We start from the raw sequence: 13,586 nt of genomic DNA, 5'->3' as shown, positions 1-13,586 counted from the left end.
GTGCCGGTGCCGTGGCCCTCGACCGCGTCGACATCGTGCGGTTCGAGGCGGGCGTCGGCCAGCGCCTGGGCGATGACGCGGGTCTGGGAGGGGCCGTTGGGGGCGGTCAGGCCGTTGCTCGCGCCGTCCTGGTTCACGGCGGTGCCCCGGATCACGCCCAGCACGCGGTGGTTGTTGCGCCGGGCGTCGCCGAGCCGTTCCAGCAGCACCAGGCCGACGCCCTCGGACCAGCCGGTGCCGTCGGCGGCCTCGGCGTACGACTTGCAGCGGCCGTCGGGGGACAGGGCACGCTGGCGGCTGAACTCGGTGAAGACCTTGGGCGTCGCCATCACCGCGACGCCTCCGGCCAGGGCGAGGGAGCACTCGCCGCGCCGCAGCGCCTGCGCCGCCAGATGCACGCCGACCAGGGAGGACGAGCACGCGGTGTCGACCGTGAGGGCCGGGCCCTCGAAGCCGAACACGTAGGCCACGCGGCCGGAGAGCACGCTCCCGGCCGAGCCAATGCCCCAGTACCCCTCCAGCTCGCCGGGCCCGGACTTGGCGATCTGCTCGTAGTCCTGGCCGCTGCTGCCGATGTAGACGCCGGTGGCGGATCGTTTCAGCGTCGCGGGGTCGAGGCCCGCGTTCTCCAGGGTCTCCCAGGCGGTCTGGAGGAGGAGCCGCTGCTGGGGGTCCATGGCGAGGGCCTCGGTGCGGCCGATGCCGAAGAAGTCGGCGTCGAACTCGGTGGCGCCGTCGAGGAATCCGCCCGCCGCCGCGTAACTCGTGCCGGGGCGGTCCGGGTCGGGGTCGATCAGCCGGTCCAGGTCCCAGCCCCGGTCGGTGGGGAAGTCCGCGATCACGTCCCGGCCGTGGGCGACCACGTCCCACAGGTCGGCGGGGGAGCCGACGCCGCCGGGGTAGCGGCAGGCCATGCCCACGATCGCCACCGGGTCGTCCTCCTCCCCGGCGGCCGACTGCTCCTCGGGCACGCCCGGTTGGGGGGCCACCGGCACGCGGTCGAAGCCGAGGAGCGACAGCAGATGACCGGCCACGTCGGCCGGGGTGGGGTGGTCGAAGAGGAGGGTGAGCGGCAGCTTGAGGCCGACGGCCTTGCCGAGGCGGCCGGTCAGCTCCACGGCGGCCAGGGAGTTGTAGCCGTAGTCGCGGTAGGCGCGGTCCGGGTCGACGGTGGCGGGGTCGGTGCCGAGCAGTCCCGCGGTCTGCTCGCGCACGACCTGGAGCACCGCCGGATAGCGGTCGTCGTCGGGCAGTCCGGCGAGGCGGGCGGCGAACGGCCCGGTCCGCGCGACGGAGTCACCGGATCGGTCAGCCGGTCGATCAGCAGCCATGTCACCTTCCACGTGTGGTCCCCCGGTCCGGTCCCCGTGCGCTCCGTCAGCGCCGGGAGGCGTCGGTGGTTTCGTCGTTCTGTGACAGCAGGCGAGTTGGGGCGAGCCGGGCGGGTCAGCCCGCTCCGGCCGGTGGCTTGCGCAGGAACTCCCGGATGTGCCCGGCGAGTCGGCCGGGCTGGTCCTCGGGGATCAGCGTGTAGCTGTCCTCGATCTCCACGAGTTCGCCGTGCGGCAGCAGTTCGGCCAGGCGCCGCCCGTGGTCGGGGGGCATCACCTTGTCCTCGGCCGCCCACGCGACCAGCGCGGGACGGTCGAAGCCGCGCAACGCCTCGGTCCACGCCAGGAGTTCGGCCTTCGGCGGCACGCTGAGCACGTACTTCCGCAGGTCGCGGCGGATCTCCTTCGACGTCCACAGCGGGCGGAACCAGTCGTCCATCACGTGGTGCGGGACCGGCCGCTTGGTCATGCGGCCCCACGTCATCGGCAGCCGCCGCATGGGTGCGAGCTTCAGCAGGCCGAAGGCGCCCGCCAGGCCGCCGGGAAGCCGGGCGGCGGTGTGCAGATTGCTGCCGGGGAGCCCCGGCGGGTAGTTGTCGAACGCCTCGCAGGATGTGATGACCAGCCGGCCGACGCGCTGGTCACGGCCCTGGGCGACCAGCGTCTGCGCGCCGCCCCAGTCGTTCATGACGAGCGTGACATCGGTCAGGTCGAGCCGGTCGAGGAACTCCCCGACGAGACGGGCGACTCCGGGAATCGACAGATCGGCGTCCGGGCGCATGGGTGTGCGGTGGCCGCCGAGCGGCAGGGTCGGGACGACGCAGCGGAAGTCGGGGGCCAGGTCGGCCACCACGTGCCGCCACAGCGAGCCGTTCATGGCGACGCCGTGAAGAAGCACCACGACCGGACCGTCGGTCCCCGTGTCCTCGTACTCGATGGTGCCGGCGGACAGCTCCATCTCGGCCAACTTCGACCCCCGTGGTCGTTGAATCGCAGCCCCGAAGACGACCTGGTCACACCTGGTCAAGGTGGGTCGTCGGGAAGGCTGGAGAAGGGCGATAAACCGATGGTGGCCATCGGTTGCGGGGCCGACAGTACACCGGGCGACCGGCCTTCGCATCCCCTTCACGGTGAACTAACAAATTCATGTCATGAGTTGGCCGGAGATACTGGCGATGGCATGCCGGGTCGTGCAAGATGGCCCACGGCACTCCACGGGGGACACGCGGATTGGCCCGCGTTTGTGATTGCGTGTTCAACCGCAGGGTGCCTTCCGGTGGCCATCCCTGCCCCGGGTCACAGTGCTCTTTTCCCAGGCCGCGAAGTCGCGGCGCAGCGCCGGACCAGCCGGCCACGAGAAGCCCGACCACGAGCGATGAAGAGTCGGCCCGCCGCCATCCCGGTTTCCTTCCCGTTACGGCGGCAAGGCGGACTTATTAATGCACTCTTAAGGAGAGGTTAAAGACGTGATCACCGCTGAAGAAGTGTGCGGCCTCATCGCCAAGAAGCTCGGCAGCAAGGCCGATTCGTTCACGCTGAACGAGAACACGACCTTCGACGAGGTCGGCCTGTCGAGCCTCCAGATCGCCGACATCGTCTACACGATCGAGGACGATCTGGACATCCAATTCGACCCGAGCAGAGCGGCGTCGGTGAAGACCGTGGGCGATCTCGTCGCGCTCGCGGAAGCAACGAAGCTGGGCAGTGTCGACGCGTGACGACGGTCGACTACCAGGGCGCCACGGCCGAATCGATCAGGCATCACTATGACGTCTCGAACGATTTCTACGCCTTGTGGCTGGACACTTCGCTGACGTACACGTGCGCGCTGTGGGGCGAGGGCGACACGCTGGAGGACGCGCAGCGCCGGAAGCTCGACTACCTGATCGAGGGCGCCCGCGCGACGGGCGCCCGCCGGGTGCTGGACGTCGGCTGCGGCTGGGGAAGCCTGCTGAACCGGCTGGTCGGAGAGCACGGCGTCGGGCACGCGGTGGGACTGACGCTGAGCGACAGCCAGGCCGAGCTGCTGCGGGCCAGGGAGCTGCCCCGGACCGAGGTGCGCGTCGAGAACTGGCTCGACCACGAGCCGGCCGAGACGTACGACGCCATCATCTCGATCGGCGCGTTCGAACACTTCGCCCGAACCGGACTGTCCCGGACCGAGCGGGTCGCGGCATACCGGGAATTCTTCGCCCGCTGCCGGTCATGGCTGCCCAAGGGGGGCCGAATCGCCCTCCAGACGAACATCAAGGGCAACAATGTCGTCATGGACAAGCAGGCCGTGCGCGACCTGATGTTCATCATCGAGACCATCTTTCCGGAGTCGGAGATTCCGGCCCTGTCCGAGGTTCTCGAAAGCAGCGAAAAGCTCTTCGACATCGTCACCGTGCGCAACGACCCGGACCACTACAGCCGCACCTGCCAGGAATGGCTCGACCGGCTCGTGGCGAACCGGGAACGCGCCGTCGCGTGCGCCGGGGAGCAGAACGTCGCCAACTACGAAAGGTATCTGGGCGCCACTGTCGGGCACTTCCGGAACCGTCACCTGGGCCTGGCCCGGCTGATTCTCGAAGCGGTCTGAAGACAGTCCCCACAGCAAGGCGAAGGGGCACGAATTGAGCCATCGAAAACACGTTGTGTACTGGCACGATACGGAATCTGTCGTGCCCCGCCCGGCTCTGCGGGAAACGGTCGACTGCGACGTCTGCATCGTCGGCGGCGGCTTCACCGGCCTGTGGACGGCGTTCTTCCTCAAGGAGGCCGAACCCGCCCTGGACATCCGCGTCGTGGAGGCCAAATACTCCGGTTACGGCGCCTCCGGCCGGGCCGACGGATTCGTCACCCCCACGGTCGGCAAGGACATCCAGGCACTGGTCGAGAAATTCGGCACCCGGCGGGCCCTGGAGGCCACCCAGGCGGTCGGGCGATCCATCCTGGAAATCGGCCGGTTCACCCGGCGCAACAAGGTGGACGCCGAGTACGAGGCCAACGACTACCTGATGGTGGCCACCGACCCGGCCCAGGTCAGGCGCCTGGAGCACGACCGGGCCCTGGCCGAGCGCATCGGCGGCGTCGCGCCCGGCATCCTGTCGCGCGCCGAGAGCCAGGCCGTCGTCGGCTCGCCGGCCGTGCAGGCGAGCATGCGCGTCGGCGGCGCACTGGTGAACCCGTTCAAGCTGACCCGCGGCCTGGCCCGCGTGCTGCGCGACCAGGGCGTCACCATCTACGACAACACCCCGTGCCTGGACGTCGAACGGAGCGTCCGCTCCACCGTCGTCACGCCCGGCGGGCGCGTCACCGCCGACAAGGTGGTCCTGGCGACCAACGTCCACATGGACTCGTTCCCGGCGTTCCGCAACAAGGTCGTGCCCATCTGGACCTACGCCATGGTGAGCGAACCGCTCACCGACGCACAGCTCGCCCGCGTGCCGTGGGCGGGCCGCGAGGGCCTGGTCGAGGCCAAGTCCCTCCTCACGTGCGCCCGTTTCACCCACGACAACCGGATCATGTTCGCCGGCGGCCCGGCCCCGTACTACTTCGGCCGCGACCGGCGGCAGCGCAACATGAACCGCGAGCAGGTGTACGCCGAGATCCACCGGGAGTTCCTGCGGTTCTTCCCGATGTGGCGGGACGTCGAGTTCACGTACGCGTACGGCGGCACCGCCGACGTGGTGCGCGACTACGCCCCCCACTTCGGCACCATCGGGAACGGCATCTACTACGGCTACGGGTACTGCGGCAACGGCATCGCCATGACGCACCTCGGTGGCAAGGTCCTGCGCGACCTCGTCCTCGGCAAGGACAGCGACTACACCCGCCTGCTCGTCGTCGACAACGAGGACCGCAAGCCGCCCGCCGCCTACCCGCCCGAGCCCCTGCTCTACATCGGCTCGCGCGTGGTGACCCGGCTGATGGACTGGAAGGACTCGCGGGCATGAGCACACGCCCCCGCACCGTTCTGCTCACCGGGGCCTCCGGCGTCGTCGGCCGCTCCATTCTCCGGGAGTCACGGGGGCTCCCGGGGGGTGGCGGCGGCGACGGCGGGCCGGGTGCGCTCCGCCTGGTGGCCGCCTCGCACAGCACCGCCGTGCCCGAAGCACCCGGCCCCACCGTGTCGTTGGACATGACGGCCGACTGGTTCGGGCTCGGCGCCGACGCCTGGGAGGCACTGGCGGCCGAGGTGGATGTCGTCATCCACTCCGCCGGGCTCACCGAATGGGGCCTGCCCGCCGAGCGGTACCGGCCGATCAACATCGACGGCACACGCCGGATCATCGAGTTCGCCGAACGGGCCGGAGCCGCCGTCCACTTCATGAGCACGGCCTTCGTCGCCGCGCTCGCGGACACCGCGCCCGCGCCACTGGGCGCCGACAACGTCTGCCGGAACTACATCAGTTCCAAGCAGGCGGCCGAGGACCTGCTCGCGGACAGCGGCATCCCGCACACCGTGTTCCGGCCCACCAACCTGGTCGGGGACTCCACCACCGGCTGGACCTCCCAGGGCCAGATCGTGCAGCTCATGTCCGACTGGATCGGCCGCGGCCGGGCCCCGTTCATCCCCGCCCACCCCGGCATCCGGATGGACTTCGTGCCGCAGGACCTGCTCTCCGGAGCCGTGCTGCGCGCCATCGAACTCGGGGACGACAAGGGCGACTTCTGGGTGACCTACGGCGAGGAGGCGATGGACGTCGACGGCTGCCTCCAGGTCCTGGCCCGGCACGCCGCCGCCCGCGGCCGGACGCTGCGGATCCCGCCCGTGGTGGACCCGGACGGGATCGACCAGGAGGAACTGGAACGGCTGCCGCCGATGAGCCGCTCCTACCTGGCCGTGCTGCGCGACGTCAGCGAAGTGACCTGGTGCAGCGGCGGCGTGCTGCCCACCTCGATGCCCGAACTGCGCGAGCGCTACGGCGTGCCGAACGTGGACGACACCGAGGCATACCTGCGCAGCCTCGCCTACGCCGCGGCCCACCTGAGCTGAGCAACGGCCTCGAACATGGAAGGAATTGGCGTGAACGACGGATGGAACCCCCCCGGTCTCGGCGGCTCGGTGGCCGTGGTCACGGGCGCCAGCCGCGGCGTGGGCCGGGGCATCGCCCTCGCGCTCGGTGAGGCCGGCGCGACGGTCTACGTCACCGGCCGCAGCACGCGCGGCGGCGAGCGCACCGAGTCGCTGCCCGGCACGGTCGACGAGACGGCCGACGAGGTCACCGCCCGCGGCGGCAAGGGCATCGCGGTGCGCTGCGACCACCGCGACCCGGCCGACAACGCGGCGCTGTACGAGCGGATCGCGGCCGACCACGGACGGCTCGACCTGCTGGTGAACAACGCGTGGGGCGGGTACGAGCGTTCGGCCGAAGTGCCGTTCGACGCGCCCTACTGGAAGCAGCCCATGTGGCGGTACGAGCTCTTCGAGGGCTCGCTGCGCGCCCAGTACGACGTGACACGGCACCTCACGCCGCTGATGCTGCCGCTGGAGCGGGCGTTGATCGTCGGCATCAGCTTCTCGGACGGCGACATCTACCTCGGGCAGGTCGGCTACGACGTCTTCAAGACGGCCTCCGACCGGATGTGCAAGGGCTTCGCCCACGACCTGCGCAAGAGCAAGGTCACCGCGCTGTCCCTGCACCCGGGCTTCGTGCGCACCGAGCGCGTGGAGGCCGCCTGGGACGCCCTGGGCAGCGGCCCGGCCGCCGTCGTGCACACCCCGGAGTACGTCGGCCGCGCGGTCGCCTCGCTGCTGGCGGACCCGGCGGTCGCGGAGTGGAACGGGCAGGTCGTGAGCACCGGAGACCTCGCCGTGCACTACGACTTCGAGGACGTGGACGGCAAGCGTCCCCCGGCGTTCCGGCTGGAGGGCCGCATGACGCTGGCCACCCGGATGGACCGCCTCAACCGCGTTGTGGCCGCCGCCCACGCCTCCGGGGCGCAGCAGAGCCGCTAACCGGGACAGCTGGGGCCTGTCTTCCGGGTCTTCGCGGGGCCACGACGCTCCCCCAGCCCGGCGGCTGGGAGGTGCCCCCACGATCCGAAAGACAGGCCCTAGAGGGCGAACGGCCGGACCCGCACGGCGGGTTCGCCGTCCGTCCCGGAGCGGCGCACGGCGACGGCGGCCCGGTACCCGGCCGGTGCCGCCACGTCGGTGACGGCCCAGCCCTCGGGGCCGTCACCGGCGTCCGCTCCCGGGACCGCCGGGGCGAACTCCCGTGGCAGGCCCACGTGGTGGGCGCCGACGTCGCCCGCGAGCCCGGTGCCGAGGCCCTTCAGGAACGCCTCCTTGCGTACCCAGCACCCGAGGAACGCCTCGTCGCGCACAGCGTCCGGCAGCGCGGCCAGCGCGGCGCGCTCCCGGGGGTGCAGCATGCCGCCGAGCCGGCGCGCCACTCCGGGCCCGGCCACGGCCGCCGCCTCCACGTCGACCCCGACGTCGGCGCCCGCGACGGCGTAGTACGCGAGGCCACCGGCGTGCGACAGCGAGAATTCCAGCCGCGGTTGCCCGGCCACCACCGGCCGCCCGTGCGGCCCGCCGCACCCCGGCACCGGGCACGGCCGCCGCGCGAACTCCACGTCCGCCGCCCGCACGCCGAGCCGGGCCGCGAGCAACTGCCGCAGCCCGACGTGCGCGACGACGTAACGCCATCGGTCGGCCGGATCCCGGAACGAGGCGGCCCGCGCCGACTCCGCCCGGTCGAGGACGGACGCGTCGACGTCCGCCCCCGCACCGGGAATCGTCAGGACCCACACCCCCACCTGGAGCATCCGGCGAGCCTAGCAGCGGGGAAAACGCTCACAGAGCGTCACAGGGCGCCCTGGCGCCAGGGGCCGGTGATGGCGAACGTGATGCCGGGGGACTGGATGTTGACGAACAGCCAGTCGCCGTTCCTCGGCTCGAACACCGAACCGGCCCACTCGGAGCCGGTGTAGTCGGACGGCGTGACGTTCTTGCCCGCCGTGCCGGACCGCAGGTCCACGATGTTGGCCGCGAAGGGGAAGATCTCGCCGTCCAGGCTCAGCCCGTGCACGTACTCCGTGCCGCCGCCGTCCTCGCACAGCACCAGGCCGCCGCGCGGGCTGACGCAGATGTTGTCCGGGGCGTTGAGGACGTCCGCGCCGGGGGAGGCGTACAGCACGCGGAACTCGTCGGTCGCCGGGTTGAGTTCGAAGACCTGGCCCTGACCGGCCGGGCCGCCGTCGGTGCTGATCACGTAGATCCGGTCGTTGCCGTACCAGGCGCCCTCCAGCCGCCCGAAGACCGCGCCGCCCGCCGCCTGGGCCTGGTAACGCACGGTGTCGGCCGCCGGGTCGACGTCCTCGACGGGCACCCAGGAGACGGTGCCGTACGACTTCTCGCCGTCCCGGCGCGTGTCGTAGGAGGCGGCGCCGATGCGCATCGCCTCCAGCCGCCCGCCCTTGGCCAGGTCGCCGGGCACCGCGGGGATGAAGCGGTAGAGCGCGGCGTCGCCCCGGTCCTCGGTCTCGTACACGTACCCGGTCGCCGGATCGACGGCGACGGCCTCGTGGTTGAAGCGGCCCATGGCGGTGTAGGGAACGGGGTTGCCCTTGCCCTCGGAGGCGACCTCGAAGACGTAGCCGTGGCGCATCCCGGCCGTGGTGCCGAAGGTCTCCTCGCAGGTGAGCCAGGTGTTCCACGGCGTCGGCCCGCCCGCGCAGTTGCGGATGGTGCCGCCGAGGCTGCCGTAGGACTCCAGCCACTGTCCGGCGTCCGGGTCGAAGACCAGCGTCGAGGTCCCGCCCCCGGCCGCCGGGTTGTAGGCCGGGGCGGTGAAGGCGGCACCGGCGCCGCGCTCGTGGTTGCGGACCAGGTGCACCTTGTCGCCGTAGCGGAAGGCGGCCATGCCGTCGTGCGAGCCGGGGGTGGGCACCCCGTCGTCCATGACGTCGTTCGTCCAGCCGTAGGAGATGTACTCGAACCCACGGGGCAGCGCCAGCAGTTCGAGCCCGGTCGCCTGGTCCTTGACCGGGCGCAGCGGTCCGTACCCCACGCCGGGCGCGGGCCTGGCCGGCGCGGCGGCGGCGGTCCGCGTGCTGAGCGCCTGGAACGACACGCTGGCGGCGGCGGCCACGGTCGCGCCGCGCAGCAGGGCGCGCCGCTGGAAGCCGGGGCCGGTGGGTCTGTCGGCGGAAACGTCGGTCATGGCAGTCCTCCTGGAGCGAGGGTGTGGCAGAAAGCGCTGCCACCCTAGGAGCCCCGGCCGCGTCCGCTTCCCAACAGCACGTGACATCTGGACGAATGCCTTTCCTCCGGCGGTTGGCCCCGGCCGGCATGGTGCGTCCGGGCGGCCAGGACGGACCGGCGGCACCCGGAGGTGACACGAAGGCGGCGGAGGAGACCGGGATCACACCCGGCGGGGGCGCGGGGCTCAACTCATGGCCCAGACGGACGGATCGTGCTCGGCGGGAACGGCCGGGGCGGCGGCGGTCGCGGACGCGGCGGGGGAGCCGGACCGGATCCCGGAGAGATGCTTCAGCGCCTCGGCCACCTCGGCGGCACCGATCACCAGGGGCGGCGGAGGGTTCTCCGCCAGCTCCTGCTCGGCGCGCGCCCGGTCGGCCAGCAGCCGCCTCTCCTCCTGCTCGGCCGCGTGGGCCTCGTCGAAGTCCTGGCGGTCGACGAACGCGTAGAACGCCTCGCGGACGACTGCTATCCGCTCGTCGAGCGCCTCCAGCGCGGCGCGCGGCCCGGGCATGCGGACGCGTAACTGCGCGGCGGCCTCGTCCAGCAGGTCGATGGCGGCCCCCGGCAGCGGCCGGTCGGGAAGGTGGGCGCGGGCCAGGGAGACGACCGCGCGGAGAGCGTCGTCGTGGAAGACGAGCCGTCGCGGGTCCGCGAAGCGGGAGCGTACGGCGTCCAGGATCCCGGTCAGCTCCTCGTCGGACGGCTCCCCCACGACCACCGGTTCGATCAGCCGGTCCAGGCCCGGATCGAGCCTGCGGTGCTCGTACTGCGCGGGGGTGGCGGCGGCGATCACGGACACGTCCGCCAGGCCCAGCAGCGGGCTCACCACCGTCAGGGCGTTTGTGGCGCCCTGCGGGGCGTCGAGGACGGCGAGCGCGTTGTCGAGGAAGAGGACCAGCCCCGGCCGGGACCGGCTCTCGTCCAGCAGCGTGTCGACGAACTCACCGAAGCGGCCCCGCTGCTGCGGGTTCGCGAGCAGCGGCCCGAAGTCCACGGTGCGGACCGTACGGTCGCGGAACGCGTCCGGCACCCGGCCGGCGGCGATGTCCCGGGCAAGTCCCCTGACGATGCTGGACTTTCCGACGCCCTGCTCCCCGATGAGCAGCGGAACGTTCCGGAGCCGCCGTGCCAGGACGGCAAGGATCCGCTGGATCTCCGGCTCCCGCCCGACGACCGGGTCGAGCCGCGCGTCGCGGGCGGCCTGGGTGAGGTCCTGGCCGAACCGGTCGAGGACCGGGGGAGGTTGCCGGGAGTCCGTGACCGCACCCGACGGGGCCGGGGCCGGGGCGGCGTCCAGCGGGAGGCCGAGCATGGCCAGGGTCTGCTGCCGCACCCGGGAGGAATCCGCGCCCAGCGCCGCCAGCGCCTGGCAGGCGCCCTCCCCCTCGCGCACCACGGCGAGCAGGAGATGCTCGGTGCCGACGTAGGCGTGGCCGAGCTGGAGGGCCTCTCGCGTGGCGCGTTCCAGCACCTTCCTGGCCCCGGGGCTGAACGGGAGCCGCCCCTCCGTAGCCTGCTCGCCCGGGCGGGCGGTGGCCTCGATCGCCTGACGTGTGCCCTCCAGCGAGATCCCGAGGCTCTCCAGCGTCTTCGCGGCGACGCCCTCACCCTCGCCGATCAGGCCGAGCAGGAGGTGCTCGGTGCCGACGCGGTGGTGGCGGAGGGAACGGGCGCTCTCCTCGCTCAGGGTCACGACCCGCCGCGCGCGGTCGGTGAATCTCTCGGTCAGCGAGGACATCGCCGCCGGAGGAGCGCCGCCCCCGAACCCGGCGCCGGCGAGCACCTCGACGACCTGCTGCCGCATCGAAGCGAGCGTCACGCCGTGCTCGGCCAGGACCTGTCCGGCGACGCCCTGGCCCTCGCGGATCAGGCCGAGCAGGAGGTGCTCGGTGCCGATGTAGTTGTGGCCGATCCGGAGTGCTTCGCGGAGGGCCAGTTCCAGCACCTTCTTCGCCCGGGGCGTGAAGGGGATGTGCCCGTCCGGGGTGACGATGCCCCGGCCGATGATCTCCTCGACCTGCCGGCGCAGCGCCTCCAGCGAGACACCGGCACTCTCCAGGGCGCCCACGGCGACGCCCTCGCCCACGGTGAGGAGGCCGAGCAGGAGGTGCTCGGTGCCGATGTAGTTGTGGTGGAGTGTCTTGGCTTCTTCCTGCGCCAGGACGACGACCCGCCGTGCCCGGTCGGTGAACCTCTCGAACATCGTCCGCTTCCCCCTCGCGTCAGTTGCCGCCGCCCAGAGCCCCCAGGTCTCGTTCCGCGCGGCGCGTGTGCGGGTGGTCGGCGCCCAGGACCCGTCTTCGATCCTCGACCAACTGCCGCAGCAGCGCCAGCGCTTCGTCCGTCTCACCCGCGAACGTCAGGTTGCGGGCCAGCAGATGCCGGGTCCGCAGCGTGTGCTCGTGGTCGCCGCCCAGCAGGCGGCCCCGGTCGGCCAGCAGGATGCGGAGCATGCCGATCGCCTCCGCGCGGTACCCGGCCTCCCCGAGGTTCACCGCCAGGAACTGCCGGGTCCGCAGAGTGTCCTCGTGCTCCGGGCCGAGCAACCGCAGGTGCAGGGTGAGCAGGTGGCGCAGGCTCTGGGCCGCCTCCACCGGATCGCCCGCGCCGCCGAGGGCGTGGGCGTAGGACTGGCGGGTGCGGAGCGTGTCCTCGTGCTCGGCGCCCATGATGCGGGTCTGTTCGTCCAGGATCTTCCGCAACTCCTCCGAGGCCGCGCGCCAGTCGCCGTTCTTGCCCTGCTCCACGGCGGCGATGTGCCGCTGCCGCAGCTCCGGCCCGGCCATCGCGGCGAAGGCGTGGTTCACACCGAGGGCGATGCGGCTGGCGGTCTCCGTGGCCCGGTTGAGCGGTTCGGGCAGGCCCTCGGCGGCCATGGTGGTCTTCAGCCGCTGGTAGAGATCGTCCACCGTCAGCAACTCGGGGCCGCCGACGACGCCCTCGTGCAGCATCCGCAGCAATCGCCCGGAGAACGCGGTGTGTTCCTCGCCGGGCAGGGCCAGCGCGACCTGGTCGCGGTGTGCGGAGGTCAGGACGTAGGTGCCCGCCACCTCCAGCCGGCTGATCCGCTCCTCCGGCCCGGCCATCGTGTCGGTGACGACGCGGCCGGCGAAACAGCAGTCCAGGATGATGAGTTTGGCCGTGGCCGGGCTGTCGAGCACCGCGCGCCGCAGCTTGTCGTACTCCAGGGAGTTGAAGTCCGGTGCCTCCCATTCACTGTCCGGGAGGGCCAGATAGAGATCGTGGCGCGGGCCGCTGATCAGGCCGTGACCCGCGTAGTACACGAGGAGCAGATCGTCGGCCTCGTTGACGGCGGTGCGCAGCCGCTGGCCTATCGAGCGGAGATCGCCGTTGTTGAGCAGGACGGTGCAGTGGCTCTCCGGAACGATGCCCCGGTACTCGTCGGTGAACTGCGCGGCGAGGTCGTCGATCGTCCGGTCCACGGCCGGGAGGTCGGGAAGCCGCGCGTCGGCGTAGTGCCCGGCGCCGATGAGGACGACACGCGAACGGTTGGGGTCGGGAAGTCTCACGCGGTGTCCTCGGCGGCGGCCTTGCGGAGAAGGGCCTCCACCTCGTCGCGCTTCAGGTGCTTGGCGTCGATCTCGACCGAACTGCCGTCCGCCCGCTGGATCTTGATCCGGACATCGCGCCGCCGGGGCAGGGCCAGCCAGCCGCCGAGCGCGCCCGCGAGCGCGGTGAGGACACCGTCCGCGCCCAGCGCCGAGACCACGATGTCGCCGAGCGCGCCCATCTCCCCGGCGCGCGGCTCGCGCGGGCGGAAGCGCACCCGGCCCGCCAGCGCGCGCTCGCCGCGCAGCCACGCGGCGAGCGATTCGGTGTCCGCGACGGACTCGTCGCCGAGAACGGAGAGTTCGATACCGGCAGCCATGCCCAGCCCCCCAAGGCCCCACGCCCAAACGGTGATTGGGCGCCAAGTCTAGGACTGCGGGCCACGCGGCGGGGCTACATCGGCGGCGGCGTCGGCTGCGGTCCGGTCCGGGGTCGGGGCCAGCAGGGCGAACGGAGTGCCGAGCGCGCAGAGGGCGGTGGCCACCCGG

Annotated in this window: 10 protein-coding genes and 3 pseudogenes; 5 read left to right on the top strand and 8 right to left on the bottom strand. The window is 72.0% G+C overall.

What is annotated here, in order from left to right; genetic code table 11:
• Both ACSNOC_RS24145 and ACSNOC_RS24140 read right to left on the bottom strand, forming a co-directional pair.
• Positions 1-1,280 (bottom strand): annotated as a pseudogene (locus ACSNOC_RS24145) (beta-ketoacyl synthase N-terminal-like domain-containing protein); the annotation flags it as partial.
• A 166-nt stretch (positions 1,281-1,446) separates the two neighbouring features.
• Entirely contained in the window at positions 1,447-2,298 is an 852-nt protein-coding gene (locus ACSNOC_RS24140; protein WP_436749669.1) for an alpha/beta fold hydrolase, read from the bottom strand.
• 499 nt (positions 2,299-2,797) lie between these two features.
• Here ACSNOC_RS24140 and ACSNOC_RS24135 point away from each other — a divergent pair, with 499 nt between their 5' ends.
• From ACSNOC_RS24135 to ACSNOC_RS24115, 5 genes are all read left to right on the top strand, one after another.
• Entirely contained in the window at positions 2,798-3,049 is a 252-nt protein-coding gene (locus ACSNOC_RS24135; RefSeq protein ID WP_436749668.1) for an acyl carrier protein, read from the top strand.
• Positions 3,046-3,912, top strand: a complete 867-nt coding sequence (locus tag ACSNOC_RS24130) for a class I SAM-dependent methyltransferase (protein ID WP_436749667.1) — start codon at positions 3,046-3,048, stop codon at positions 3,910-3,912. The genes ACSNOC_RS24135 and ACSNOC_RS24130 overlap by 4 nt, the downstream gene beginning before the upstream one ends.
• A gap of 82 nt (positions 3,913-3,994) precedes the next feature.
• Positions 3,995-5,269, top strand: a complete 1,275-nt coding sequence (locus ACSNOC_RS24125) for an NAD(P)/FAD-dependent oxidoreductase (RefSeq protein ID WP_436749666.1) — start codon at positions 3,995-3,997, stop codon at positions 5,267-5,269.
• Positions 5,266-6,312 (top strand): SDR family oxidoreductase, encoded by a 1,047-nt coding sequence (locus ACSNOC_RS24120; RefSeq protein ID WP_436749665.1) that lies wholly within the window; start codon positions 5,266-5,268, stop codon positions 6,310-6,312. Before ACSNOC_RS24125 ends, ACSNOC_RS24120 begins: the two co-directional genes overlap by 4 nt.
• Positions 6,313-6,342: 30 nt before the next feature.
• On the top strand, positions 6,343-7,275 hold the full coding sequence (locus tag ACSNOC_RS24115) for an SDR family NAD(P)-dependent oxidoreductase (protein ID WP_436749664.1): 933 nt from the start codon (positions 6,343-6,345) through the stop codon (positions 7,273-7,275).
• A 98-nt stretch (positions 7,276-7,373) separates the two neighbouring features.
• Here the strand turns inward: ACSNOC_RS24115 and ACSNOC_RS24110 are convergent, their stop codons facing one another.
• From ACSNOC_RS24110 to ACSNOC_RS24085, 6 genes and pseudogenes are all read right to left on the bottom strand, one after another.
• A complete protein-coding gene (locus ACSNOC_RS24110) occupies positions 7,374-8,090 on the bottom strand; it encodes a 4'-phosphopantetheinyl transferase family protein (RefSeq protein ID WP_436749663.1) in 717 nt (238 codons plus the stop codon).
• Positions 8,091-8,128: 38 nt separating this feature from the next.
• Positions 8,129-9,487, bottom strand: a complete 1,359-nt coding sequence (locus ACSNOC_RS24105; protein ID WP_436749662.1) for an alkaline phosphatase PhoX — start codon at positions 9,485-9,487, stop codon at positions 8,129-8,131.
• A 225-nt stretch (positions 9,488-9,712) separates the two neighbouring features.
• A pseudogene (locus tag ACSNOC_RS24100) lies at positions 9,713-10,213 on the bottom strand (hypothetical protein); the annotation flags it as partial.
• Between the two features lie 363 nt (positions 10,214-10,576).
• A pseudogene (locus tag ACSNOC_RS24095) lies at positions 10,577-11,731 on the bottom strand (Clp protease N-terminal domain-containing protein); the annotation flags it as partial.
• Positions 11,732-11,750: 19 nt separating this feature from the next.
• Complete coding sequence (locus ACSNOC_RS24090; RefSeq protein ID WP_436749661.1) at positions 11,751-13,058, bottom strand: caspase, EACC1-associated type; 1,308 nt, start codon at positions 13,056-13,058, stop codon at positions 11,751-11,753.
• A complete protein-coding gene (locus ACSNOC_RS24085) occupies positions 13,055-13,417 on the bottom strand; it encodes an effector-associated constant component EACC1 (protein WP_436749660.1) in 363 nt (120 codons plus the stop codon). The genes ACSNOC_RS24090 and ACSNOC_RS24085 overlap by 4 nt, the downstream gene beginning before the upstream one ends.
• Positions 13,418-13,586: the final 169 nt, after the last annotated feature.

It is taken from the genome of Streptomyces sp. URMC 129 (assembly GCF_051386415.1).
Lineage (GTDB): Bacteria > Actinomycetota > Actinomycetes > Streptomycetales > Streptomycetaceae > Streptomyces.
The sequence above is the reverse complement of the archived record's forward strand: the minus strand, read 5'-3'. Positions and strand labels throughout refer to the sequence as shown.

What these genes read in the sequence shown, in the direction of transcription:
- ACSNOC_RS24120 (WP_436749665.1), top strand. Translation starts at nt 5,266, where the DNA reads ATGAGCACACGCCCCCGCACCGTTCTGCTCACCGGGGCCTCCGGCGTC.
- ACSNOC_RS24110 (WP_436749663.1), bottom strand. Translation starts at nt 8,090, where the DNA reads ATGCTCCAGGTGGGGGTGTGGGTCCTGACGATTCCCGGTGCGGGGGCG.
- ACSNOC_RS24085 (WP_436749660.1), bottom strand. Translation starts at nt 13,417, where the DNA reads ATGGCTGCCGGTATCGAACTCTCCGTTCTCGGCGACGAGTCCGTCGCG.
- ACSNOC_RS24105 (WP_436749662.1), bottom strand. Translation starts at nt 9,487, where the DNA reads ATGACCGACGTTTCCGCCGACAGACCCACCGGCCCCGGCTTCCAGCGG.